At 56.3% G+C, this 25,251-nt stretch carries 18 protein-coding genes and 1 pseudogene; 2 read left to right on the top strand and 17 right to left on the bottom strand.

The genetic code is table 11. The features are described from left to right. Positions 1–43 precede the first annotated feature (43 nt). The 10 genes and pseudogenes from Poly41_RS32275 to Poly41_RS35315 form a co-directional block, all read right to left on the bottom strand. Entirely contained in the window at positions 44–289 is a 246-nt protein-coding gene (locus tag Poly41_RS32275) for a hypothetical protein (RefSeq protein ID WP_146531500.1), read from the bottom strand. Continuing rightward, entirely contained in the window at positions 286–1,260 is a 975-nt protein-coding gene (locus Poly41_RS32270) for a CobW family GTP-binding protein (RefSeq protein WP_146531499.1), read from the bottom strand. The genes Poly41_RS32275 and Poly41_RS32270 overlap by 4 nt, the downstream gene beginning before the upstream one ends. A 102-nt stretch (positions 1,261–1,362) precedes the next feature. Further along, on the bottom strand, positions 1,363–2,433 hold the full coding sequence (locus Poly41_RS32265) for a CobW family GTP-binding protein (RefSeq protein ID WP_197231940.1): 1,071 nt from the start codon (positions 2,431–2,433) through the stop codon (positions 1,363–1,365). Between the two features lie 11 nt (positions 2,434–2,444). Then, the gene (locus Poly41_RS32260) at positions 2,445–4,004 is read right to left on the bottom strand and encodes an amidohydrolase family protein (protein WP_261344934.1); all 1,560 of its coding nucleotides are present in this window, start codon (positions 4,002–4,004) and stop codon (positions 2,445–2,447) included. 140 nt (positions 4,005–4,144) lie between these two features. Beyond that, positions 4,145–5,377 carry a carcinine hydrolase/isopenicillin-N N-acyltransferase family protein gene (locus Poly41_RS32255; RefSeq protein ID WP_146531496.1) on the bottom strand — a complete coding sequence of 411 codons (1,233 nt, stop codon included), beginning with the start codon at positions 5,375–5,377 and terminating at the stop codon, positions 4,145–4,147. A gap of 78 nt (positions 5,378–5,455) precedes the next feature. Further along, complete coding sequence (locus tag Poly41_RS32250) at positions 5,456–6,967, bottom strand: amidohydrolase family protein (RefSeq protein ID WP_146531495.1); 1,512 nt, start codon at positions 6,965–6,967, stop codon at positions 5,456–5,458. A 108-nt stretch (positions 6,968–7,075) separates the two neighbouring features. Beyond that, entirely contained in the window at positions 7,076–8,614 is a 1,539-nt protein-coding gene (locus Poly41_RS32245) for a DUF1254 domain-containing protein (RefSeq protein WP_146531494.1), read from the bottom strand. A gap of 91 nt (positions 8,615–8,705) precedes the next feature. Further along, complete coding sequence (locus tag Poly41_RS32240; protein ID WP_146531493.1) at positions 8,706–10,223, bottom strand: DUF1254 domain-containing protein; 1,518 nt, start codon at positions 10,221–10,223, stop codon at positions 8,706–8,708. A 29-nt stretch (positions 10,224–10,252) separates the two neighbouring features. Continuing rightward, complete coding sequence (locus tag Poly41_RS32235; RefSeq protein WP_146531492.1) at positions 10,253–10,957, bottom strand: TetR/AcrR family transcriptional regulator; 705 nt, start codon at positions 10,955–10,957, stop codon at positions 10,253–10,255. 783 nt (positions 10,958–11,740) lie between these two features. Then, positions 11,741–12,352, bottom strand: a pseudogene (locus Poly41_RS35315) (amidohydrolase family protein). 398 nt (positions 12,353–12,750) lie between these two features. On the opposite strand from Poly41_RS35315, the gene Poly41_RS32220 reads away from it, so the two are divergent. Continuing rightward, positions 12,751–17,721 (top strand): protein kinase domain-containing protein, encoded by a 4,971-nt coding sequence (locus Poly41_RS32220; protein ID WP_197231938.1) that lies wholly within the window; start codon positions 12,751–12,753, stop codon positions 17,719–17,721. A 156-nt stretch (positions 17,722–17,877) separates the two neighbouring features. On the opposite strand, the gene Poly41_RS32215 is transcribed toward Poly41_RS32220, so the two are convergent. From Poly41_RS32215 to Poly41_RS32185, 7 genes are all read right to left on the bottom strand, one after another. Next, complete coding sequence (locus tag Poly41_RS32215) at positions 17,878–18,423, bottom strand: hypothetical protein (protein WP_146531488.1); 546 nt, start codon at positions 18,421–18,423, stop codon at positions 17,878–17,880. 123 nt (positions 18,424–18,546) lie between these two features. Next, positions 18,547–18,729 (bottom strand): hypothetical protein, encoded by a 183-nt coding sequence (locus Poly41_RS32210; RefSeq protein WP_146531487.1) that lies wholly within the window; start codon positions 18,727–18,729, stop codon positions 18,547–18,549. A gap of 137 nt (positions 18,730–18,866) precedes the next feature. Further along, positions 18,867–20,435 (bottom strand): arylsulfatase, encoded by a 1,569-nt coding sequence (locus tag Poly41_RS32205; protein ID WP_390621516.1) that lies wholly within the window; start codon positions 20,433–20,435, stop codon positions 18,867–18,869. Between the two features lie 148 nt (positions 20,436–20,583). Beyond that, on the bottom strand, positions 20,584–20,952 hold the full coding sequence (locus Poly41_RS32200; RefSeq protein ID WP_146531486.1) for a hypothetical protein: 369 nt from the start codon (positions 20,950–20,952) through the stop codon (positions 20,584–20,586). Between the two features lie 3 nt (positions 20,953–20,955). Next, positions 20,956–21,315, bottom strand: coding sequence for a response regulator (locus tag Poly41_RS32195; RefSeq protein ID WP_197231937.1), 360 nt, complete (start codon positions 21,313–21,315; stop codon positions 20,956–20,958). 223 nt (positions 21,316–21,538) lie between these two features. Next, positions 21,539–22,177, bottom strand: coding sequence for a response regulator (locus tag Poly41_RS32190; RefSeq protein ID WP_146531484.1), 639 nt, complete (start codon positions 22,175–22,177; stop codon positions 21,539–21,541). After that, positions 22,164–23,546: a sensor histidine kinase gene (locus Poly41_RS32185; RefSeq protein ID WP_146531483.1), complete on the bottom strand. Its 1,383-nt coding sequence runs from the start codon at positions 23,544–23,546 to the stop codon at positions 22,164–22,166. The genes Poly41_RS32190 and Poly41_RS32185 overlap by 14 nt, the downstream gene beginning before the upstream one ends. 282 nt (positions 23,547–23,828) lie before the next feature. Between Poly41_RS32185 and Poly41_RS32180 the strand changes: the two genes are divergently transcribed. Continuing rightward, positions 23,829–25,220: a hypothetical protein gene (locus Poly41_RS32180; protein ID WP_146531482.1), complete on the top strand. Its 1,392-nt coding sequence runs from the start codon at positions 23,829–23,831 to the stop codon at positions 25,218–25,220. Positions 25,221–25,251: the final 31 nt, after the last annotated feature.

The raw sequence follows: 25,251 nt of genomic DNA, 5'->3' as shown, positions 1-25,251 counted from the left end.
TACGAACGCGGCTGAAAACACAGTCACATCAAAATACTACTTACTACTCCGAACTCGATTGATCGGCATCTTGCTTGATGCGATACAGGGTCGCTTGAACGGAACGATCGTTGGCGTAATGAACCATCATTGACGCTTCGTCTTTGGTCAGATTCACCAAGCCGGCTTCATAGACCGGAGCTTTGGCATCGCCCGCCATCCATGCAGCGCGTTGCGTCTTCTTGTCGAGCTTGATGACAAACGAACACGCCTCATCGAACGTTACTTCTTGAACAGTATTTGTGGTCACGATGATTTCACAACTTCCTTGCAACTTTCCAGAACGCGCTGGATCGCATCGAAATCACAGGTTTCACTTCTGGCGATGAAGACCAGTCGTGTCTGGGGTGGACTGTCGCCCCAGGGCCTGTCGACCGACAGGACGGCGCGGCGGCCGACGAGTTGCAGAAGCAGGCGACTGTTCGGTTTGTCCGCGGCGTAGACGAAACCCTTGGCGCGAAACAGTGTGCTCGGCAGGTGATTCAGCAGCTGCTGTAACAGTCCCAGATTCATTGGCTCGCTAGACTCGTAAGACCACGTCTCGAACTGTAGATCATGATGATGATGCGCGGACGAAGTATGGTCGCCGGGAGAAGACTCGTGTGAGTGCTCGACTCCGAGCAACACCTCCATCGGAATCCGGCCGAAAGTCGCGTCGAAGATTTGCACCGTTGGTTTGACTTCGCGAATCCAGTCTTTGACGTTCGATAAAGTATCCGAGTCGACCAGATCCGTCTTGTTTAGCACGATCAGATCACCGCCGGAGACTTGCGTTCGGGCCAGTTTCGCTTCCGCGTCCGGTAGTCCGAGGACATGTACGGCATCGACGACGGTGATCACTCCGTCAACGAGCACGGAGTTGCGAATCTCCGTTTGCAGGAACGCTTCGTAAACTCCCGCCGGGTCGGCCACTCCGCTCGATTCAATCAGGATATGTTCGGGAGGATCATCTCGCTCGGCCAATTGCAAGACGGCCTGAATCAGGTCGGTGCGAATGCTGCAGCAGACGCAGCCATTGGCCAGCGTCATCATCCCTTCCTCGACTTGATTGATCAGTTCCGCGTCCACGTTGATCGAGCCAAAGTCGTTAACCAGCACACCGATCCGACGGCCATGTTCAGCGGACAGAATGTGGTTGAGCAGCGTAGTCTTGCCCGCGCCAAGAAAGCCGGCCACGATCGTGACCGGGATTGGGGAAAGCTCCGTGTCAATCAATGTCATATTCGTTTTCTTCAGAAGCCGAACGTGTAAAAGTTGCTCATCGTATCTTCCATGTGATTGGTTCCGGCAACCGGAGCCACATCTCGCAAATACCACTTATCGTCAATCTCCAGGCATATCCGCTGCGAGCAGGCGGGTCAGACGGAGGACCGGCGATTGCGATTCGTCCCCGATCCCGATGCAAGCATCGAAGGCGGAATGCAGTTTGTCTGGGTCGATGCCGGCCCGGCCCCCGATGAGGACGATTTCGGATCGGGGCATCGCCGTTCCCCAGAAGCCGGATTCCTCCAGGTGATAGCGCCTGCCCACCATCTGCAGCACGTAGCGATACCGGGGCAATTCCTCGATCTGGACGACGCCCTTGCAGCGGTAAACCGTTTCGGGCAATTGCTCCAATGTCGAACGCAGCTTGGGCAGCGACAGGGCGCGGTCACTCGTCCAGTTCCATGTGCCGAACACATGGTCATGGGAATGCGCCTCGTCGTGCGCAGTCGCCTCACGCTTGCGGGCGTCTTCACGACGCTCCGGAGGAGGCGCATCACTGCCGCCGACAAAGACCAGCTCCAGCGGCAGCTGCCCCTGCACGACTTCGATGATCCGTGATCCCGGCGTCACCATCTGCACCAGGTTCTTTACGTGATTGAGCTCGTCCGGGCTGACGAGATCCACCTTGTTCAGCACGACAATGTCGGCTGCCCCCAGCTGCGACCGGGCCAGGTGTGCCATGTCGCCCTTCAGTCTCGGCAGTTGCTCCGCATCGACCACCAACAGGATGCTGTTCACGGCGAAAACCAGCGCAAGCTGCGTTTCCAGAAAGGTGTTCAGAACGGGCACGGGGTCCGACACGCCGCTCATCTCGACGAACAGGTGCTCGGGCCGCTCGGGCCGCTGCAGCAGCCCCAGGCAGGCCCCGATCAGGTCATCGCGGATGGTGCAGCAGACGCAGCCGTTGGCGAGGTTGACCGTATCGCCCTCGACCCCAACGATGAGCTTGGCGTCGATGTTGATCGCGCCGAAATCATTCACCAGCACCGCAGCCCGAATACCGTGCTCCCCGCTCAGGATGTGATTCAGCAACGTCGTCTTGCCGGCGCCGAGGAAGCCACCGATCAGGGTGACCGGGATCTTCGATCGGTGCGGGCCATCCGCTGCCACGGTGCCTTGCTGATTCATGGTCTCTCCCATCATGCGATCTTGCCGGTGCCGTGAATCGGCTTGCCGGGGAAGACGTCGTCCACCGTCTCGGAATTTCGCACCATCACGGTGCCGTTGACGAGCACGTACGGGATACCGCTCGACGGAAGCCCGCCATCCTGCATCGTGGCGTTGTCCTGGACCGTCTCGGGATCGAAGATCGTGATGTCCGCGTCCTTGCCTTCCTGGATGCGGCCCTTGTCCGCCATCTGCGGGACACCGTTGTCCTCGAGATACTTCGCGATCATGTAGGTCATCTTCGAGACGGCGAGCGAAAGCGGGATGTCGAGCTTCCTCTCCCGTGTCCAGGAGAGAATTCGCGCATGCGTGCCGGCGCCCCGCGGGTGGCCATTGACCGAATCGAATGGCGTGTCCCAGTCGAGGGCAATCTCGCCCGTCTTGCGATCGGTATAGGCGAAGGCATCGCTGCCGACGACAGAGGAGGGATGTGCCAGCCCTTTGACGACGTCTTCTTCCTGGGCGTTGTAGAACATGGCCGGCGTCAAGGGCGCCGTCTTCATGATTTCGTCGTAGCGCTCCTTGGTGAGTGGCTCGAGGTCGGAGATCACGATGATGTCCTTGTAGTCACGGCCCATGTTGGGACCGTAGTTATCCGGGACCAGATAGTCCGCGCCGACGATGCTCGCGCCATAGTCATAGGGGTAGATCTCGCCGATCACCTGGATCCCCTTTTCGCGGGCAGCGTCGAAAAGCTCCAGCGCGGGGATCGTGTCTCGCAATGCCTGCGCCGACGCGTGCTGGAAAACGATGCCTCCACCGTAGACCTCCTGCGGCGCCATCATCTCGAAGAAGGCGAGCAGGCCGCTCGTGGGCGGCATCTGGCTGGAGAAGCGGGCGTGGACAAAGGACGACTGGCCGTACTTGCCCGCCATCTTCTGGACGATCATGGCTTCCTGCTGGGAGCAGCCGTCCACCATGTAGCCGGCGGCGTGGCCGACACCGACCGATCCCTGCTGCAGCCCTTCCTCCATCATGCGCTCGAACTGCACGATCTGTTCGCTGGTCGCGTGCTCCTTGGACCACTTCATCGTCGTCTTCGTTTTGTCGGGATGGAGCACATCCAGAATGAAATAGCCGTGGTACTGCTCATCGAGGTCCGGGTTGAAGATGGTCTCGCGAATCGGGATCGAACCGACGGAGGCCCCGTAGTTGGTCCGCGACTTGCCTGCCATGGCCTCGTACCAGGGTTTGACCGGATAGATGCCGAACTCGAGCTCCATGGGTGTCGTCACCCCGTCGCGCAGCGCCAGCTTCTGGCCGAACGCATAGCCGGTGTTGTGAAAGTGCATGTCGATGAACCCGGGGCAGACCACGTGCCCTTTGGCGTCGATGGTCTCCTTGCCCTGGATCGGATCCTGGGTGACCGCGGCGATCTTCTCGCCGTTGATGCCGACGTTGCGCACCGCATCGAGTCCGGTCTCCGGATCGATGACTCGGCCGTTGGTGATTATGATGTCGTATTGTTCGCTATGTTGTTTCATAGTCGCCATTCTTTCGTTTTTAGTTTGTTTCCGTTTAGCGACGTGAATTTCCGTGGTCTGTGTTCGTCCCTACCCGTGACCTGAGGTGGACCCAATGTTTTGGACAGATCTGGGAATCAACTAAGCTCTGAAGTAATCAATCAACAACCGTCTAAGCTAAGATCCAGAACTAATAACATGACCATGCTTCAGAAGCCAAAGGTGTAAAAGTCGCTCATCTTATCTTCCATGTGATTGGTTCCGGGAACGGGCGCCACATCTCGCAAATACCACCTAACGTGAATCTCCGGTTTCGAGAGATCGGCCTTGATATTGGTCAGGGTCCTTTCGCCCGCCTGAGCACAAGCCTTGACGCTATCAACGAAAGAACAGTGAACTGTGTTAATCAGGTTCTCGGCATCATCCAGTGTGAACGGCGGGGTCATCTTGCTATATGCTTCCCGGAGCATGATCTGGCGAACGAAGGTGTTGTGCTCTTCGGTCATGTCCACGTCGGGGAAGGTGTCCGGGGTCGGATAGGTGTGGACCGGATGATTGGTGCTGAAAAGCGGTTCGCCAGCCACGCGATCAGCAAAGACATAGGCCCCGGTTTTCTGGTCGATCTCAAAGACTGTGGCAGCACCTGTGGCATCCACAATTGGAATGTGCAGGTTCATCAAGGTCTGCATGACTCTGTTTTTGAGAATCGCTTCTTTGGCTTCTTCCACCGTGGCGCAGGTGGTGAGCAGCAGTTGATGGAGTTGCGTCACAACAAGGCCCGACACATCTCCGCCGCCCGGAGGACTCCCGTCGGCGCCGACTCCTGCGGGATCGTGCATGCAGCTCAACCAGAGCCCCTTTTCGTTGATTCCGTCCACGTACCCCATCAACAATTCATTGGTTGACGCGATGATCGAGCGGTAGCCCTCTTCCGGCTGAAACTCGACCACGACCGGTCGCTCGCACGCGCCAAACGCGCCTTCTGGCACTTTTTTTCCCAGAGTCGTAGTCCACTCGACCGCCGGATGGAAATCAAGGTTGCGGCCCACAAGAACAGCTCCGCCCTCCGACTTCTCTGGGGGTAAGACCAATCCCGAGCACGTGTTCCCTCCCAAGTCGAGGCCGGAACGCATGCAGTCGTACCAGTCGAAACTCAGGTTGGTACCGTCAAACTCGACGGAATCTTCCGGGTGACCAAAGGCCTTTAAGACGCCCTTTTGCAATTCGGCCACGTGCGGCCAGTTCTGGGCCCAGTACTCCTGTCGCGCTTTGCCGTAGAGAGGACTGTAGTAAGGAAGCAACTTCACGCCGTATTCGTTCTTGCCGATTGTGGCGAGATCGAATCCGATCTCTTTCCAACTTCCCTTCACCACGATGTGGTGGGGCTTGCAGTAATCTCCATCTTTGAAGTTGTAGACAGGTTCATTTTTTAGAATAGCCATTGTTTTCTCACTTGGTTTGAATAGAAGAATCGTTGTGGTTGATTAAATGGAAGCCAAAGTCACGGCATGCCCAATCGCTTATTCCCGGATCGGGGCACGCACCGCGCGGCCTGGCATCGCCTTCGCATCCAGCACTTCGTCACGAATGAGGAAGGTGCCGTTGACGATCACATGCTGCATGCCTTTGGAGAGCTGAAGCGGGTCCTTGAACGTGGCCGTATCGGTCACGGTCTCCGGATCGAAGACAATGATGTCCGCATCCATGCCTTCCTGCAGACGCCCCTTTTTCTTCATGCCGGGTACGCAATCGTCAAGGATCAGGGCGCTGTTGAGCGACGCCTGGCGGATGGCATCCATCCAACTCATGACACCCCGTTCACGCACCCACTTGCGAAGGAAACGGCAGTAGTTTCCAGCAGCGCGCGGATGGCTGTTCAAGCCTTCAGGTAGTGGCCATTGGCTGCCTTCGTAGAAGGAGCCCGAGGCGTCGGTCCAGGGAATCGAGTCGGTGCAGATGCCGGCACCCGGAAACATAACCGACATGTCCAGCATCGCTTCATCCTGTGGGTTGTCGTCTTCACGCAGGAAGTGAACAATCACTGCGTCCCCGGGATTCGTCTCACGTGCATCGACGAACTCTTCTTTGCTGGAGAAGTCGTGCATGTTCTTCACCAGAGTGAGGTCTGACCAGGAGATCCCCATCCTTTCCTCGACATCCTTCGGATCGAACTCTGCTGCGGCAATCGCGGAACAGCCAGCGCCATAGACATAGGCCTCGGTGGTCACCTTGAGTCCGGCCGCCTGTGCGCGCTTCAGGATCGCAACGTTCTGTTTAGCGTCATGCAGACTCACACTATTGAGGTGGCAGACATGAGTATGGGCGCCGGTCGCGGCGGCCAGCCCCATCAGCTCGACGAGTGACGCCGTGCCGCTTTTGGGCTCGACCATCGAGACGTTCTGGAGGTGGGTATATGTCGGTCGTCCGTACCTGGCGGCCAATCTCCACAAACCAAGCAACTCCTTGGTCGCCGCGCCCGGGCAGTAGGCGTGAAGCACGCCGATGCCGATGCCACCTTCCTTCAGGCCCTGTTCGGTGAGTTCCAGAATCTGCTCGAGCTCTTTTTCGCTGGGAATGTTTTCGGTCCATTCCTTCAAGCCAAAAGATCCAAACGTCCAGGCAATGTTGGGTACCATCTTTCCCTTTTCAGGGTTCATGCTGGCCAGGCGCGCCCACGCCCATCCTGCCGATGCCCCGTAATTTATAGGACGTCCTTCCTTGGCACAGTTGTCATAGAATTCCCCGATCGGAAGAATGCCAGCTTCCAATTCAAGCGCCGTGGTCACCCCATCGGAGCCCTGAACCCGATTGCTGGCGATGTTCTGGGCGTGGGCATGCAGGTCGATAAACCCAGGCGAGACAATCAGCCCGGAGACATCGACAACCTCTTTACCCTGCAGCGGTTGGTCGGAAATGGCCGCGATCGTGTCGCCGACGATGCCGACGTTAAAGATCCCATCGCGATAGGTTTCCGGGTCGATCACCCGTCCGCCGGTGAGGACGACATCGAACTGTTTGGTTTCGGTTGTCATGGTTTCCTACATTTGTCGTTTTGACGTGAAAGACGATCGGAAGATACGTGGCTGTGGCTTCCAGCCGCAGCGTACGTTTTCTAATGAGGCTGGAAGCACCATCCACGATTACTTCACGAGTTCCAGTTCGCCTGGTCGCCAGGTTTTGTTGATCCAGGGCTGCAGCGGGCCGTACATTCTCAGTCCGATCCACCAGCTCTTTCCGGGTATGGTTTGCAGCCAGTTGCCTTCCTGTCCCTGCGGCGCTTTCGGCGCGAAGTAAATGTCGTACGAACCGTCGGCGTTTTTCTTGATGCCTTTGTCTTGGCTGCCAAGCGTTGGGAACTGCTGGTCGGTCTGAAGTTGCGAACGCGTTTGCGTGTCGTACATGGTGACCGCCCAAAAATCTTTGGCGGGCGGATTCGGCGGCAGATGCAACTTGTAGGTCTTTGAACCGTCGAGCACCTGCTTATTTGAATCGAGCATGTTCAGTCCATAATCCGACCCTTTGCCGGCAACCGTCACGGCCATCGCCGGAGACACACAGATGTAGCCGAAGTGGAAGAGCACCCGCGGATCAAGTCGATAGGCACCGTTGCGAGTGAAGGTCGTATCCTTGTCGGCATAGGCCATGACCCACGTGCTGTCTTTGCCATACAGCAGATTGCCTGGATCGCGTGGGAAGTAACTGATGGCACGAGCGCCGGCGTTGCCGATAGCGGCTGCGTCGGTGAGAATCTTCTTCATCCGCGCATCGGGATTAAACGGCTTTCCCTTTTCAATACCGATAGCGGCCATCATGCCTTTCGCTTCCGGCCCGAGGTAACTTTCGGGTTCGGTTTGGATCAAGGCATGCAGCTTTTCAAAGAAGCTATAGTCGTTCGGCAGGATCGTGTTCATGTTCCTGCCGGAGACGTTGATGAACTCCATCGCCGGAGGATTGCTTTTCTTAGCGAACGGATACACCTTCAAATTTTGGCGAATGTTGGCTGATGCGGCGGGAATCGCCTTCCCCAGCGGCTGGTTTTTGTCCAGATAGCCACGCATGAAAACCCACACGCCGCTGGTCTTTGACGGCACGACGAAGTAGCCATCGGGCACGTCGCCCTTGTAGCCCGGGGGCAGCACGAGAAACTTGCCACCTTTACCTTTGTCGGGACCGGCCACGCCCAGGTCGGTCATGTAGTGAAATTCCATGTCGTCGAGGATGCCCAGCATGTTCGGCGGAAGATCAATGACGGATGGGCCATCCTTCTGCAGATCGAGAAAACCGACTGCATACATGGTGGAAGTATTCCCGGTCAGCAGTAATGACTCGGAATCCATCAGCGAATCCCAGATGCAGATTTTGTTACACGTGTCTGCACCAACGCTCGCCTGACCTTCACGAAGTGTCGTTACGGACATGGCCGGAATAGAGTTGAGAAATACCTGGACGGCTCGCGACCGATCGAGATAGTCGTAGACCGTCTCCACCGTTTTCGGCCTTGGCACTCCGTCGAAATACTCAAGCGTGCCGAGCGACGTTTCGACCTTGTCCGGAGCCGTGATCGACTTCGGAATATCGGTCGTCATTTTCAGCTTCGGCGACTGCGCCCAGCAATTGATTCCTGCCAGCGTTACGGACACCGCGACAATCGCGCGTACAACTATTCGTTTGTTTTTCATTGATGGTTCTCTGCCGTTAGTTTGTAGAAAGGTAGGCCAGGACCTGTCCCGGCGATGCGTGTGCCAGGACAGGTCCCGGAGCTACGATGAATTAGTCAACCAACTCCGGATCACCCGGTCGCCAGGTCTTGTCGAACCACGGTTGCTCCGGGCCGTAGAGGCGGATTAGCATGTTCCAACCTTTACCGGGAACGGATTGAATCCAATTGTTCTCTTGTCCCTCCGGTGCTTCGGGACCGAAGTAGATGTCGAAGGAACCATCGGTGTTTTGCTTCAGGCCTTTCTTGTTGCTGTCGAGGCCCGGAAACCGCTGGTCGGTCTGGAGCTCGGAGCGAGTCTGATTGTCGTAGAGCGTGAACGACCAGAAATCCTTGGCTGGCACGTTGGGCGGCAGATGCACTTTGTAGGTCTTGCTGCCGTCGAGAGCATTGCCATCCGCGTCCATGTAGGCCACGCCATATTGCGAGCCTTTGCCCACCATCTTCATGGTCATCGCCGGGGTGATGCCCGTCGCGTAGAAGTGGAAATAGCTGCGGGCGTCCAGCACGCGAGCACCGTTGTCCAGGAATTCATAACTCCCGCCCGGAAATGGAGTGCTCCAGACACCTTCGCCCGGGTAGAAGTAAAACATTTCATCTCGGGGACGCGCCGTCAGCGTACGAACCGTCACGGCACCCACATCAGCGGCCTCTTTGAGAATTTTTTGCATCCTGGCATCAGGTTTGAAAGGCTGTCCCTTCTTGATTCCGATCGAAGCCAGTTGACCCAGTATCTCTGGATCTTGCCCTTCGCTCGGCTCGGCCTGAACGACGTCGTTGATCTCTTCGAAGATCTGATAGTCAGTCCGATGGATCGTATTGAACTTCTTGCCCGAGACATTGATGAAGTTCATCTTCGGTGGACTGTCTTTCTGTGAGAGTGGATACATGCGGAAGATCCTTTTGGTTGTCTCCACAGCCGGCTTGGGATCGCCGTCCACCTGAAAACCTCGCCAGATGACCCAGTTGCCGTAGGTGTCAGACTGGGCGACGTGATAGCCGTCGGGCACATCGCCCTTGAAGCCGGGCGGCAGGATCAGAAACTTGCCACCCTTGCCTTTGTCCGGTCCAGCGTTGCCAAAATCAGCGACATAGTGAAACCAATGGCTATCAATGATGCCAAGGACATTCGGAGGAGTTTCGATCACGTATGGCTCGTCCTTCATTTCGAGCCAAGCGACCATGTAGACAGACGTCGTGTTTGGCGTCAGAAAGAGTGTCGTGGAATCCATGAGCTCTTCGAACAGCAGCGCGGTCGTATTGGGCGGACCAAATTCAAGGATGCCCTTTCGCATGCCGCCCATCGAGGCAATTTGAATACTGTTCAAATAGGCCTGCACACCGCGCTGAAAATCAAGGTTGTCATAGACTCTTTGAGCCGTCTCTTTGTCGGGCACTCCATCGAACAGTCGCAAAGTGCCCAGGCGCGTTTCCAATTTGTCCGAAGTCGCAATCCCCGGCGGCGTTTCTGTGGTCATTTTCATTTTGGGTACCTGTGCAATTCCGGCAGAAGTCATCGTTAATCCAAAGACGAATCCAAGTGTTAATACGAAGGTTGTTCTGAGTTTCATGAGATGGCCTTTCCATATGTCCAGGAGATTTATTTATTCTTCGATTTTGGCACTCGCCGCTTCGATCGATTTTCGGAGTCGGATGCTGCCAGCGCCTCGTCACCATAGAGCGTGGATATCCAGATTCGGAGGATCGCTTTCTGAACCAATTCCTGGTTCCCGCGCGGACGGCGTCCAAAATGGTGAATCAGCAGATAAGCGTCCATTCGGTTGAGCGCAATGGCTATCGGGCGAGCCTCAAATTGCTTGATCAAGCCGGCGGCTTGATGTTGTTCGATCCGATCCGTGACAGCGACGTCGAAATCATGCAGAAAACCCGTCCAGGCTTTTTCCAACCGGCCATCCATGGGAGCAGCGTCAGAAACGGCACGCAAAATCGGCCCTTGCCGATAACAAACTCCTACCAGCCCAGCCATCGTTTCCTCGAGCAGCGGAATAGGGTCGCCCTCTCCCTCGAGCCAGGCCGTGGCAGCCGCAAAGATGTCGTCTTCAATTCCCCGCAGCAGTGCCTCCATCAATTCATTAAGGTCAGCAAAATACTGATAGAACGCCGACCGACTGGTGCCGGCGAGGGACATTAACTCACCAACCGTCAACTCACGGAAGGGATGCGTCCACAGGAAATCCAATGCACTATCAAGAATCGCTTGCCGAGTTCTTTCGGACTTGCGCAACGCCGAACTCTGGCTGGGATCGTTCCTGCGACGAATCTGAGATTGTTTCGAAGCTGACATAACGTCAGATTGTACTGACGTAACGTCACAATCGTAAGGAGGCGTCGAATCCTCGAGACTCGATGGATTCGGCGGTCGAGCACGTAGAGAGCTCACGGCATCGAGGGCCCACGAGCAAACTCGTAGCGTGCGAGGTGAGGCACAACAATTTTGGTTGCCGGTCGATGCAAAACGAAGTTCATCGTCGCCAGTGGCTTGCAGCGAGCCTGGCGACGGGATTTGAACTCGCTAACCTTCTACTCCACAACGAGTTGCAGTAAGCCGTCTCGCCGCCGGGCGGAAGTCACCGGGCTGTTTGAGCTGAACCACGAGCGTGACTCGCGCGCGTGGGCAGCGCGCGTGCTGCTGGTACGGTGCCCTCTAACCGCATTGGGCGGACAGGTATGCGGTTTCAATTGGCGGATACTAACGGCGAATACGTTGCCCTAAAGCAACTCGACTCCGTCACTTTTAACTGCGTTCGGTTGGACCAACTTCGTGCTCGGAGCTGATCCGCTCCGGCGCGTCGGTGCCCAGACCGATGCAGATTAGCAGCTTTGGCGCAGTTTTCCCCGATTTTGGTCATGGATTTTACGAAGACTGCAGCGAAGAGATTTTGCGAAGTGCGAGCGGGCGATGCAACCGAACGCAGTTGGGCGACCGAATGCAGAGACTGCTAAAGGCCCGTTCCGCACCCTTGGCTTCTTTTTCCTCACACGCGGTGACGCTGCGTTCGTCCCGTTGTGTAAGTCCTCATAGCTTGTCCGATTCAGAGTCATAAACGATCTTTCCGCCGATGATCGTTTACACTGGCTTGACGTCGCGAATCTCATCGACAGCAACGGTCATGTAGTCGCGATCGAGAACGACCAAGTCGGCCCACTTGCCGACCTCGAGACTTCCCAGGTCATTTTCTTTGAACATCAGAAAAGCGTTGCTTCGAGTGTGGGCGGCGAGTGCAGCCTGACGAGAGACCGGTGTGCGGATCGATATCTTGCTTGGAAAGACTTTACCACTCGTTACCCACTACAGGCTGTGAAACGGGTTGATCGTGGAAACAACAGTCGAATCAGAGCCGAGCCCCCACACGATGCCACTTTCCTCCATCCACGAAACAGGCGGCGAGTCACGATCGTCCACCGAAGGTTTCGCGGTCTTGTTGTGGATGGCCAGCGTCATTCCGAGTTTCTTCGCCCGTTCGATACTTTGGCGCGAGATCAGGTCGCAGTGGGCGATCGTCCAACGCAGATCTTTCATCGGATGAACTTTGTTAATTCGTTCGGCGATGTCCAGCATTCGCGCAGCAGTCGAATCTCGCTGCGCATGTTCGTGAATGTGCCATCCTCTCTCAGCCGCGGTGATTGCGAGCTTATCGAACTGGGCCCATACATCGTCGCCGTCGAAACTTTGTCGCATGCTGCTGTCATGCAAGGGGTTGTAGGTGTGTTCGTCTGGTGTGGCGTTTTCGATGACTTGCACATCGTAGACTGGGAGCGGCATTCTGGTAGCGTTCACGTGGCACGCAAGGCGAACAATTGATGTGGGTTGGTCATTGGTGATTTGTGTACGGTAGGCATGATGGCGCGGCGGCGGTTCGTCGCCACCATTCTCGCCCCAAGGCTCCCCAGACGTCGAGTTCCGAAAGCACGGAGGCTCTCGTTCCGAACGCTGCGCGATCGGTTCCCCCCTTTCGGCGAATGTTTACGTTCAAACGGGGGCGGGCTGGTGCTTTCACAGATCGAATTTGCTAGACTCAGACACAACCCGGAGGGTGACGACAATGACAAGTCTTGCTGAGAAAGCCGATTGCGCACTTGAACGACTCAAATCCTCTCGACGTGACACAGGACAACCAAGGGAATCCCCTCTCGCCCGATGAGGCTGCACCTGCCGAACACCCCCAGCGCATCGGTCGCTACCGCATCGAGAAAGTGCTGGGCAAAGGGGGCTTTGGTCTTGTCTATCTGGCCCACGATGAGCAACTGGATCGACTGGTCGCCATCAAGGTGCCGCACTCCAAGCTGATCTCGAAGCCCGAAGATGGCGAGGCGTATCTGACTGAGGCTCGCACGGTCGCCAATCTCGATCATCCCGGCATTGTGCCAGTGCATGATGTTGGCAGCACGGAAGACTGCCCCTGCTATGTCGTCTCCAAGTACATCGAGGGCACCGACCTCTCGGCAAAGCTCAAGAAGATTCGGCTGAAATACCGGGATGCCGCCGAACTCGTCGCTACCGTTGCAGAGGCTTTGCATTACGCTCACAAGCAGGGACTTGTCCATCGGGATGTGAAGCCGGGCAACATTTTGATCGGCAAAGACGGTCAGCCTTACGTCGTCGATTTTGGCTTGGCACTGCGAGAAGAGAACATCGGCAAGGGGCCGAGGTATGCAGGCACTCCATCCTACATGAGTCCCGAACAGGCCCGTGGCGAAGGGCACCGGGTCGATGGTCGGTCGGACATTTTCAGTTTGGGCGTCGTGTTCTACGAGTTGCTCGCCGGTCGTCAGCCGTTTCGTGGCGATACACAGGCCGAGTTGTTGGAACAAGTCACCAGCTACGAAGCCAAACCGCTGCGGCAGTACGACGAGAAGCTGCCGAAGGAACTGGAACGTATCTGTCATAAGGCGATGGCGAAGCGGGCCAGCGAGCGGTATTCGTCGGCGCACGACTTGGCCGAAGACCTGCGATTGTTCTTATCGGAACAGACCGTGATCCAGAGTGGCACGTCGCCGGGTGTTGTGACATCGGTTGCTTCCTCGACTCAAGGTTCAACGCAAGCTTCCACATCGCTTGGTTCAATTGCCGTATCGTCCACCTCGATGAGTCTGGGTTCCTCCGATAGCCAACCGATCAAGATCGTCCCGAAGGGCTTGCGGTCCTTTGAAGCCCACGATGCCGACTTCTTTCTGGAACTGCTGCCGGGGCCGAGAGATCGTGACGGACTGCCCGACAGCCTGCGGTTCTGGAAGACTCGCATTGAAGAAACCGATCCCGATAACACGTTTTCAGTCGGCTTGATCTACGGACCCTCGGGTTGCGGTAAGTCGTCGCTGGTCAAAGCGGGACTCTTGCCTCGGCTTTCCGAGGAAGTGATCCCGGTTTACATCGAGGCCACACCGGAAGAAACGGAAAGCCGTTTGCTGCATGGTCTGCGGAAACGCTGTCCCGCACTCGAAGACAAATTGAGCCTCAAAGACACACTGGCAGCACTCAGGCGAGGCCAAGGCATTCCAGTCGGCAAGAAAGTGTTGATCGTTCTTGACCAGTTCGAGCAATGGTTGCACGCCAAGAAGGAAGAGGAGAACACCGATATGGTGCAAGCTCTGCGGCAATGCGATGGGGGCCGAGTGCAGTGCATCGTGATGGTGCGGGATGACTTCTGGCTGGCGGTGAGTCGGTTCTTGAGAGAACTGGAAATCCGACTCATTGAGGGACAGAACAGTGCGATGACCGATCTTTTCGATTTGGACCATGCACGAAAGGTCTTGGCAGCATTTGGGAGGGCATTCGGCAAACTCCCCGAAGTCATCAAAGAGACATCGAAAGACCAAAAGGACTTCCTTAAACAGTCAGTGGCGGGTCTTGCCGAGGAAGGCAAAGTCATCTGCGTGCGCTTGGCGCTGTTTGCCGAGATGATGAAAGGCAAGGCGTGGACCGCCGCCGCATTGAAAGAAGTCGGCGGGACAAAGGGTGTCGGTGTCACCTTCTTGGAAGAGACCTTCAGTGCTTCCACGTCACCGCCCGAACACCGCTACCACCAGAAAGCGGCCCGTTCTGTTCTGAGAGACCTGCTGCCTGATTCCGGCACGGACATCAAGGGATATATGCGGTCCCATGCGGGACTATTGGAAGCCTCTGGCTATGGCAATCGTCCCAAGGACTTCGATGATCTGATCCGCATTCTGGATAGTGAAATCCGACTCATCACGCCGACCGACCCCGAAGGCAAGGATGTGGACGATGACTCCGTGACACAGACCCAAGCAGGGCAGAAGTATTTCCAACTGACGCACGACTATCTGGTGCATTCTCTGCGAGATTGGCTGACTCGCAAGCAGAAAGAAACTCGCAAGGGTCGGGCGGAACTGAAGCTGTTCGATACCTCGGTGACTTGGAACGCCATGCCGGAAAACCGCTTTCTGCCGTCGTGGTGGGAACACCTCACGATCCGGCTGCTGACCGACAAGAAGAAGTGGACCGAACCGCAGCGGAAGATGATGGGCAAGGCGGGGCGAGTGCATGGCGTGCGTTCCGCTCTGGTTCTTGTTGCGTTGGCGGCTGTTTCTCTCGGCGGGATCACGATTCGCAGCAGCATCGAGAAGAACCGGCAGGAACTTGTTGCCCAGAAGCAGGAAGAACAAAACGACGCAGAAGCAACACGCCTTGTCGAAGGTCTGCTGCAAGCCGACACTTCGCAGGTGAAAACGATCATCGGGAATCTGAGCGACTACCGAGAGTATGCCAACGACGATCTGAGCAAGGCGTTTACCGAGTCGCCCGACTATTCCAACGCCAAGATCCATGCGGCCTTGGCGATGCTGCCCGATAACAAGTCGGTGCTGCCATTTCTCAAAGAGAGGCTGTTGATTGTTTCGCCTGCTCAGTTTGCGGCTGTCCGTGATCTGCTGGCAGATCAAAGGGCTGACTTGATTGCCGATTACTGGCAGATCGCCAAGGACAGCGGCCAAGCCCCCGCCCGGCGTTTTCAGGTGGCTTGTGCCTTGGCGAGTTACGATCCCGACAACGAGCATTGGCAGGACAAGCAGTTCTCCCAGTTTGTGGCCGGTTATCTGGTGAGTGTACTGCCTTCGGAATTGCTGCCGTGGCGAAACGCCCTGCGTCCCGTCAAGGATGATCTCACCGCACCATTGGCGGCGATCTACCGTGATGCCAACAAGGGCGAACAGGTTCGTGGCTTTGCCACCGATACGCTGGCCGATTACCTGAGCGACGATGCCGAAGTGCTGTTTGATCTCTTGGCCGATGCCAACGAAAGCCAATTTGGACCCATGTTTGGCAAGCTCACGACGCACCGGGAAAGGGCGATCACACTCGGCAACGCCGAAGTCAGCAAAACTCTGCTGCCACCGACAATGGATTGGACCGTCCGCTTTTATGAACGGGATATAACAGAGCCGCCGCAGCCTCCCGCCGACTGGGAGGTGGTGCTGGAATCTCCAGTGCTGGATGAATTGCGGACGGCCCAACTCGACTTGCGAGAGCGTAAGGAATCGCCCACGCCACCAACCGACAAGGTTCCGAGCGAATTTTTTGCCACCGTCGCTACCACGGAGATGACGCTGGATGATGCCGAGTATTCGCTCAGCATCACTTTTGACGATGGGGTGCGAGTCTGGTTGGATGACAAACAGGTATTCGAGAACTGGGCAGTCAACGGTGCGACAACCAAGACGGTCACGATCCAAGGCCAGTCGGGGCAACACACGCTCAAAGTCGAGCATTTCCAGATGGGCGGGGGATATGCGTTGGCAGTGGGCATCCAGCTTCCCGAAGATGCCAAGGAAACTTTGGCGATGCGGCAAGCCAACGCCGCTGTGATGCTGCTACGGATGGATGCCGCCGAAAATGTGTGGCCGCTGCTCAAGCACAGTCCCGATCCACGGGTTCGCAGTTACATCATTCACTGGCTGAGTCCACGGGGCGGCGATCCCCCGACGATCATTGCTCGCTACGACAACGAAACCGATGTCACGATCAAGCGGGCGTTGCTGCTCTGTCTCGGCGAGTTCGAGTTGCCGGATTCCGAACAGCAGCCATTGATCGAAACGCTGCTGACCGTTTACCGAAGCGACCCCGATGCCGGTCTACACGCCGCCGCCGAATGGCTGCTGCGGAAGTGGAGGCAAGCTGACGAGATTGCCGCCATCGACAAGGAGTTGCAGCAGAACGAGGAACAACTCACAGCCGCCAAGGACAATAAGCGGAAGTGGTATCTCAACACGCAGGGCCAGACCTTCGTGATCCTCGATGCGGATGAGTTCCAGATGGGATCACCGGAATCGGAGGCGGGACACTTTCCGAGTGAGATCTTGCATCGACGCAAGATCGGCAGGCGGATTGCGATTTCTGCCAAGGAAGTGACGAGAGAGCAGTGGCGAGTGTTCGCCAAGTCACAGGTGGAAAACGTCTGGCCTGCGGATCTGGAGGGACTGAAATCCGCCATCCGCACGGACGATTCCCCGATGATGGCGATGACGTGGTATGAAGCGGCTTGGTACTGCAACTGGCTCAGTGAGCAAGAGGGGATTCCCATGGAGCAGTGGTGTTACGAGCCGAACGACAAAGGAGAATACGGCCCCGGCATGAAAGCCAAGGAAAAGTTCTGGGAATTGACCGGGTATCGATTGCCGACCGAAGCGGAGTGGGAGTTTGCCTGTCGAGCAGGGGCCAGCACCAGTTGTTATTACGGCGTCACAGAGACGCTGCTTACCAACTACGCTTGGTATCTGGCCAATGGAGACAGCCACAGTTGGCCGGTAGCGAGCTTGAAACCGAACGACTTCGGTTTGTTCGACATGCAGGGCAACGCTTTCGAGTGGGTGTACGATGCTAACGGCAGTTATCCGCAGCCTTCTGAAGAGGTGGCCATCGATGCACCGAGCGTAGAAGGCGTCGAGGATGCTATTAGCCGTTTGTTGCGTGGCGGCTCGTTCACCATTCGCTCGTCGGTCGTCCGTTCCGCCAATCGTGCCTTCAACCAGCCGACGTACCGGAACGACTATGGTTTCCGTCCGTCGAGAACTTACCACTTATTTCCTTAACTCCTTTACCCTTCAAGTTCGGGCTCCGCCGTGGCAACCGAACGGGTTGTTGTGTCCTCGCCTGTGAAGCTGACAGTGCAGGAAGAATGCCACCACGAAGGGGCTACACCTTTTCATGACATTCATTGATGGTTCCACGAAAGCTGGTCAATGACGCTAATGAGTTTCGTCCGGATCATGCGACGACACAGGAGGAAACGTCGCCCGGGCATCGTACACAAACAACGCTCGTATTTTGTCGCAGAACTGTCCGCCCAGCAAACAGAGTCCAGCGATCAAGGCTACGTCGCCTACAATCGCCACCGTCAATCGATAGCGAAGCAAACTCGGTGCGGACTCGTACAGATACGGTAAAAGCCAACCGATCAGAATCGGAATCAGAAACACGACCAAGCCAGCATAGTATCGTCCCCGAGACACCTCGCGGGGCAGAACCGTGCGGCGGAACAGCTTCCAGATCCGCGCTTTCAGCTCATTGAAACCCGCCTTGCCGAGGACAACGACGGTCAAAACGATCGCTAGTTCCGGCACGCCCAGCAGCAACACGCCCGACAAAACTGACTTCCACGTCGCTGGCAGAGAAGAGTTTGTAACAAGAGAAATCGCCAAGGGTGCCAATTGTCCGGTCACAAAGATCGCGGCTCCTGCGCGCAACCGATTGCCCGGCACCACTTCGTCTGCCTTGACTGGGTCTTCAACCATCTTCGTCACCTCCCGATGAAATTGGGTCGTTGCGGCCGTGCATTCCCCATCTGCGTCAGTCCCCGCGTTTCTTAACTGGTAGTTGCCCTTCGATCCGTCGAGTGTTTCGTCATCTGCATCGGTTTAAACGGCGGGATAGTACGCCTCGGCTGGTGTGTTCACATACATCGACTGCCATCCGGCGGCAGCGCGATATAAGTAGTCCGTACTGGTCAGTGCTTTTTGCGTCTGGGCTTCAGCTACCGATGTCAGCTTTCGGCGGGTTTCCTCCGCGACAATCAACGGAAGCTTGCGGCTACTTGCCACCAGACGACCGAGTGGCCTCCATGTTTTTGATGATCTTGTCGACGCTGAAACTCCCTGGTTCATTCTCGATGGCAGATTTTGGGAAACGCCATGCCCGGTGGAATCCCGGGCGCGGCGCAAGGATTCGGAAACGCAACCTAGTTGTTGGACGGCTTGGCCTGAATCCGGTCCATGATCTCGCTGAGATTCCACGACTCTGGCTTCTGGCGGGGCGGAAACTCCTTAAAGGTCTCGAAGAACGCCGCAGCGACCACACCGGCCGGCTTCATATTGCCCATCTTCACCGCCCACCAGTGATTGTACTGGTTTGAATCCGTATTAGCGCGCTCGAATGGATCTCGCCGGAGGTTGAACAATAGGGGGGCGCGAAGGGTGATCAAAGGCTCTCTCCAGACCGTCGTTGTTCTTGCTCGCTGCTCCATGTAGACGAGTTTCCAATCGTCATAGCGAATGGCGGCGACCTCGCCGCCGTCTGTCGGGTAGATGAACAAACGGCGCGGACTGCCCTTCTCTTTGCCGGTGATATGCGGGAGGACGTTGTAGCCGTCGATGCGCACTTTGTAGGTCGTGTCGCCGATCTTGTGGCCTTTGAGGAGTTTCTCGTTAATGTCAGGGGCGCCTGCTGCGGCCAGCAAGGTCGGCAACCAGTCCTGGTGAGCGACAATGCCGTTGGAAACGGAACCCGCCGGGATCTTGCCGGGCCAACGCACTTCGCAGGGAACTCGATAGGCACCCTCCCAGTTGGTGTTTTTCTCGCTGCGGAACGGAGTATTCCCACCGTCGGGCCACTCGCTGTAGTGAGGGCCATTGTCCGTCGAGTTGATGACGATGGTGTTGTCAGCGATCCCCAATTTGTCGAGCTGGTCCAAAAGGGAGCCGACCATGTTGTCTAGCTCGACCATGCCATCGGAATAGAAGTTCCCGTTGGGACCAGAGATGCCTTTGTGCTCGGGGCGGATGTGCGTGTAGAAGTGCATCCGCGACGGGTTGAACCAGACAAAGAATGGCTTTTCGTCTTCATGGGCCTTGTTGATGAACTTCTGTGTCGCGGCGAGAAACTCGTCGTCCACCGTTTCCATGCGCTTCGATGTCAGCGGCCCGGTGTCTTCGATCGTTTGCTTGCCCACGCGTCCCCAACGGGGCTGCTCGGTCGGATCGTCCTTGTCGGTGGCGTAGCTGTGAAGCACGCCACGCGGGCCGAACTTCTCCTTGAAGCCTGGATATTTCGGGTAATCCGGATCCTCGGGCTCCTCTTCCGAGTTCAAGTGGTAGAGGTTGCCGAAAAACTCATCGAAGCCGTGAGCGGTCGGCAGAAACTCGTTGCGGTCGCCCAGGTGGTTCTTGCCGAACTGTCCTGAAACGTAGCCGAGCGGCTTGAGCAAATCGGCGATCGTCGGATCTTCCTTCTGAAGTCCCACGCGTGCGCCCGGCAAACCCACCTTGGTCAAACCGGTGCGCATCGGGTTCTGTCCCGTGATGAACGCCGCCCGACCTGCGGTGCAGCTTTGCTGTGCGTAGTAGTCAGTGAAGGAAACTCCCTCCTTGGCGATACGGTCGATATTGGGCGTCTTATAGCCCATCATTCCGCGGTTGATATAGCTGAGGTTCCAGGTCCCGATATCATCCCCCATGATCACCAGAATGTTCGGATTTTTCTGCTGGGCTGATGCTTCATCAGGTGTACCAACCATCAGGCTGACGGTCATGGTGACCGCCACGATGGCGAGCAAGCCGCGATGTTTTTTAGTCGTCATAAGTTTTGCCTCTTTCATTTTGAGCAACGAAGTAAATACAGTTGTGATGTCGAGGTCCCTCTCTTCGTTCTGTTCGGCGGTCTTGCGGTCGCTTTGGTTGTCATCGTGATTTCTTGGTGCGGCGAGCATGGGAGCAAGATGCAGCTTGACGTCCCAACCAGATCTTCGCTTCATCAAGTTGAGCGTGGTCGATGGATTGAACTTTGAACTTATTTGTATTGTCTTGCCACAGCGCGATTGCTTCGCAGCCATCGTACTGATGGATTTCGAACAGCACGCAGACCCTGCCGTGCTGCCGGACCTGACGGTCAACCGCGACGCCAATGACGCTGCCAGTCATCGATTCGATATTTCCGGCCACCTTGACGTGTAATACTTGACCGGAGGAGACGATTTCGACAACCGCCTTGCAGCCGACATTGCTTACTTCGGAAAGTGCGTTGTGCTCGTTCGGTATGAAACCGACCATGTCTTATCTCGCTCGTTGGGCTTCGCGAATTGTTTCCAGCAGTTGCGACGGCGGAGCTCCCTTATAGGCAAAGCCTGCAACGCCAGAGTCGAACGCAGCAGCACGGGCCTCTTCGTGAACGCTCAGCGCGATGATCAGGGGAGGCGCATCAAATAACTCCAGTAGTGCTTGCAGGGTATCGATCCGTTTTCCCAGTACGTCCCAATCGAGTACCACCAAGTCAGGCCGCTCGGTCTTGACGGTCAACAGCAAATCCGTGATGTCAGCGACTTCGCCGGCGAGCTCAAAATCAGGCTGCGCGGCGATCAACATGCCGATCGCGGCCCGTGTCGTGCTTTCTTCCGAGGCGATCACAATTCGCATCACTGTCCGTTTCCCACCTGCCGAATCGCGTCAACGTGAACCAACCATCTCGGCGGATCTTGTTTTAGGGCGCGTCAGTGCGTAATCAATCCGACATTTGACCTATTCTGACATGGTACAGATGTACTACGAGTCGGCTTCGGGACGAAGTAACAAAGGCGGCTAAAGCCTGAACACCAGCGTTTTGTTGGTGCACAGCCTTTGGGCGTCTCAAGTACTGATGTCACCGGACCAAGCCACGCGCCACTGCGATCGCGGCAACTTCGGCGCGGTTGGCAGCGTCCAACTTATTGATCAGCTGACTGACGTGATGACGCACCGTGAACGGACTGCGGTGCAGTTGCTTGGCGATCGCTTTGTTGCTCATGCCTTTGACCAATAGCGCGAGCACTTCGCGTTCCCGATCCGTTAGCTCGACCGCCAAGTCAACCGGATCGACCAACAGATCGTTTGCGGCCTCCTCGCAAATCGTCGTTTGGCCGGCGCAGGCCGAACGAATCGCGGCTGCCAACTCTTCCTTGCTCGCATCCTTCAATACATAGCCGATCGCGCCGGCTCGCATCGCGCGACGGACAAGATCGGGATCATGAAAACTGGTCAGAATCAACACGTTGACTTCGGGACATGCCCGCTTGATTGCTGCGGTGGTTTCGATTCCGTCCAAGCCGGGCATCTTCATGTCCACCAGTAGCACATCGGGATTGACTTCCTGGCACAAGCGGATGGCATCTTCGCCGCCAGGTGCTTCGCCAACCCAATCGAGATCGTCGAACGCCAGCATCAAAAAACGGATCCCGCCACGCAGGATCTCGTTGTCGTCGACGGAGGCAACGCGAATCGTATCGGAATCAGTTGTCATCATCGCCACCGATTCTTGAATGACGGTTCCAACGCAATGTGATGGTCGTTCCCCGCTTTGATTCCGAATGCACGTTCAACTCACCTGCAATGGCTGCGACCCGTTCACGCATGATTGCCAAGCCCATCCCGGCTGCATCTGTGGCGACCTCGAATCCACTTCCATCGTCGCGTATCGTCAGCGTTGCATTCGGGGCGTCACAGACCAAGCTTAGCCAAACCTTCGTCGCGTGAGCATGCCGGGAGATGTTATTGAGCGACTCTTGGGCAACCCGATAGAAGGCGATCTGAACTTCCTCGGGAAAGTGCATCTTGCCATCGATTTCCAGTTGAATCGGAATTCGCGTTCTTTCGGTCATGGAATCGGCCAACTGCCGAAGTAGGGTTTCCAGGTCCTTTTCCAGCAACGTTGCAGGATGGAGCTCCAGCAGCAGCGTCCGCATCTCCGCCAGCGCGCCTCTGGTCAAATGCTTTAGTTCTTCCAGCCCGCGCATCGCCTCATCGGGTTTGCGTCGCCACACTTCTGGTAGGGCGTCGGCGATGGCTGCGGTTGAGAACAATGTCTGAGTGACGCTATCGTGTAGCTCTCCCGCGATGCGGTTGCGCTCGTCGGCCACAGCAGTGCGCAGGTCAGATTCCCTCTGCGCAAGTTTGGACGAAAGCTCTGACGTCCGCATGACTTCGCCCGCCAGGTCATAGCTGGTAAAACCGACGAGAGCTAAGAATCCATAGGTCGAAAGATAGGGAGAATCAAGACGACCTGTGTCGACAAAGAATGCGTGTGTTCCGAAGCAAAGCATGAAGACCATAACCGCTGCCGCAAAAATGATTGCGCGTCGGCGCTCCTCGCGCTGCCAAAGGTGGTAGCAACCGTCCGCGACCAAACCGATGATCACTACAAACGCCAGTTCGGAGGCTAGCCGCCATGGGTTGTCTTCGCCAATTGCAAGCCAAAGACGTTCTCCCCAGGGCAGCGTGATTTCACGCAAACCGGTGAGCTCAGTGTACAGAAAGCTTGCCGGCGAGAAGACGTTAAGCACCATCGCGATCAAACAGGCAGCCACAATCGTCGCTGCGACGTACCTTCCTATTCGTCCGATCGACGTGTAGGAAACGATGAAACAAACGGTGGCGACAGCCCAGCATCCCGATGTTGCCACGTACCATCGCAAAGCGGAAGACATCGCGTCGATTGAATCGGCGCGATACATGACGGCTTCGGCGATCGCATTCGCGCCCGCAGCGGCGGATGTAACCGCAAAGAGCAAGTGGACGATCTCGCGATGCGCTCGTAACCAAACGAGCCAGTGAATCACAGCAATCGTCAGAAACACGGCACATGCCATGTACTGGGCAATTTCCAAAAAGTTCATTGTCGTGACCTCGCACTGCGGCGCAATATTCCAATTTCACACCCCATGAAGCCATAACCCTCAGGAACAGAATCAATCCATCGAGGTGATGCAGCTTAGTCGGTTTGCTGTCATCACGCGAACCTATTCCGATTGGGCAAGCACTAGCGAACCAGCCGGTATTTTCGCAGGAACCGATTGCACTTCCCCGATAAACGTCCCTGGATGCCTAGTGAATTTCAACCAGATTTGTTGACTAGATCAGGGTAATTGAGATGTGGCAGATCCACAAGCGGAAACTGAATGACCCAAGATTGGGCTGGAATGCATGTTGATCGAACAAAATTGAAAGGTCATCTTGCTCTACCGTTCTTGTTGATCGTCAACTCGATGATCCTCTGGCATCCATGCCAAGGTCAAACGCTTGTGGATCCGTCGACGGACCATGACTTGGTCCAGTGCGTGACACCGTGCGATGATTGGCTGATGCTGGATAGTGGCAACGCTGACGCACAACAAGTCCGTGGTTGTCAGGACCAGGCGTATCGACCGATCGCGTCGTCAGCGGCACTCGATTCACTCGCCTGGAAAAAGGGACCTTGGCAGATCACACCCTATGGTTATCTGACTGGTGAAGTGATTGCCGCGAGTTCAGCCATCAGCGCACGTCCGTTTATTCTATTCGTCAACAATGACATCGGCACCGACGAGAAGCAATTCACGGTGCATGGCCAAACGACTGCACTGGGCGTCGACATTAAGGGCCCGAAGGTCGGGGCGTTGCAATCCGGTGGCAATGTTCTGATCAACTTTCTCGGCGACCGCCCTATACTCAACCAGTCAACGCCATTTCTGCTACGTGCCTACGGTCAACTCGTCAACGAGGATTGGCGTTTCGGCTTTGGCGTGGCGCCCGACATCTTCGGTGCCCGAACTCCGACAACCGTCAATTTTGGCGGTAACTTGCAAGCCGGAAATATTGCCGCTTTTCGTGGGCAGTTGCGTGTCGACCGGTTTATCCAAGTCGCAGATAACGTTCGCTGGACGACGATGGGAGCGATCTCACAGCAGGTGGTCACTGACTTTACGAACGATCCGGGCGCGATTGGCACCGACAATGGTTGGCCAAACATCGAAGGCCGCCTGCTGCTTGGGCTGGGAGAATTCAAAGCGGGAGAGTCGCCGTTTGAAATTGGCGTCGCAGGCGTGATTGGCGAGACTCGCGCGATCGGACTCAATGATCGCAACGTCAGCAACACTTGGGGAGTTTCTATCGACGGCCTAATCGATTTGGGTCGATGGGGTGCCAGTTTCGAGGCATTCACCGGTGAAGCGATCGGCACCTACAACGCTGCCATTGGACAAAGTCTTAATCCAGAGAATGGTGAGCCGATCGCTACCGTCGGTGGTTTTGCCGAAGTTTGGTGCAAGCCGGCTGATCGTTTGTTTTGGCACATTGGTTACGGAACAGACGACCCGAACAACCAGGATCTCGGTCGAATCCTGGACAGTACGGGCGCACCCATTGCCGGGCAAAAGTCACGCAATACGGTGGTTTGGACGAATTGGATGTGGAACGTGACAGACTCCTTCCAGCTGGATTTCGAGGTGAGTTATCGTGAAACGGACTACATCGCGCCGAGCGTGTCGAATGATGCGATGATCTACCATTTCAGAACGCGCCTCACATTCTGAACTTTCAAACATTTTCTAGGCAAGCTGTACA

Origin of the sequence: Novipirellula artificiosorum (assembly GCF_007860135.1) — a bacterium.
Classification (GTDB): domain Bacteria; phylum Planctomycetota; class Planctomycetia; order Pirellulales; family Pirellulaceae; genus Novipirellula_A; species Novipirellula_A artificiosorum.
Note: the sequence above shows the minus strand (reverse complement) of the source record. Positions and strands in the feature narration are given on the sequence as shown.

Excerpts from the sequence above, each read along its gene's own strand:
- Poly41_RS32270 (WP_146531499.1), bottom strand. The coding sequence starts at position 1,260 with ATGACATTGATTGACACGGAGCTTTCCCCAATCCCGGTCACGATCGTG.
- Poly41_RS32265 (WP_197231940.1), bottom strand. The coding sequence starts at position 2,433 with ATGAATCAGCAAGGCACCGTGGCAGCGGATGGCCCGCACCGATCGAAG.
- Poly41_RS32255 (WP_146531496.1), bottom strand. The coding sequence starts at position 5,377 with ATGGCTATTCTAAAAAATGAACCTGTCTACAACTTCAAAGATGGAGAT.
- Poly41_RS32250 (WP_146531495.1), bottom strand. The coding sequence starts at position 6,967 with ATGACAACCGAAACCAAACAGTTCGATGTCGTCCTCACCGGCGGACGG.
- Poly41_RS32245 (WP_146531494.1), bottom strand. The coding sequence starts at position 8,614 with ATGAAAAACAAACGAATAGTTGTACGCGCGATTGTCGCGGTGTCCGTA.
- Poly41_RS32240 (WP_146531493.1), bottom strand. The coding sequence starts at position 10,223 with ATGAAACTCAGAACAACCTTCGTATTAACACTTGGATTCGTCTTTGGA.
- Poly41_RS32235 (WP_146531492.1), bottom strand. The coding sequence starts at position 10,957 with ATGTCAGCTTCGAAACAATCTCAGATTCGTCGCAGGAACGATCCCAGC.
- Poly41_RS32215 (WP_146531488.1), bottom strand. The coding sequence starts at position 18,423 with ATGGTTGAAGACCCAGTCAAGGCAGACGAAGTGGTGCCGGGCAATCGG.
- Poly41_RS32205 (WP_390621516.1), bottom strand. The coding sequence starts at position 20,435 with ATGACCGTCAGCCTGATGGTTGGTACACCTGATGAAGCATCAGCCCAG.
- Poly41_RS32200 (WP_146531486.1), bottom strand. The coding sequence starts at position 20,952 with ATGGTCGGTTTCATACCGAACGAGCACAACGCACTTTCCGAAGTAAGC.
- Poly41_RS32195 (WP_197231937.1), bottom strand. The coding sequence starts at position 21,315 with ATGCGAATTGTGATCGCCTCGGAAGAAAGCACGACACGGGCCGCGATC.
- Poly41_RS32190 (WP_146531484.1), bottom strand. The coding sequence starts at position 22,177 with ATGATGACAACTGATTCCGATACGATTCGCGTTGCCTCCGTCGACGAC.
- Poly41_RS32185 (WP_146531483.1), bottom strand. The coding sequence starts at position 23,546 with ATGAACTTTTTGGAAATTGCCCAGTACATGGCATGTGCCGTGTTTCTG.
- Poly41_RS32180 (WP_146531482.1), top strand. The coding sequence starts at position 23,829 with ATGACCCAAGATTGGGCTGGAATGCATGTTGATCGAACAAAATTGAAA.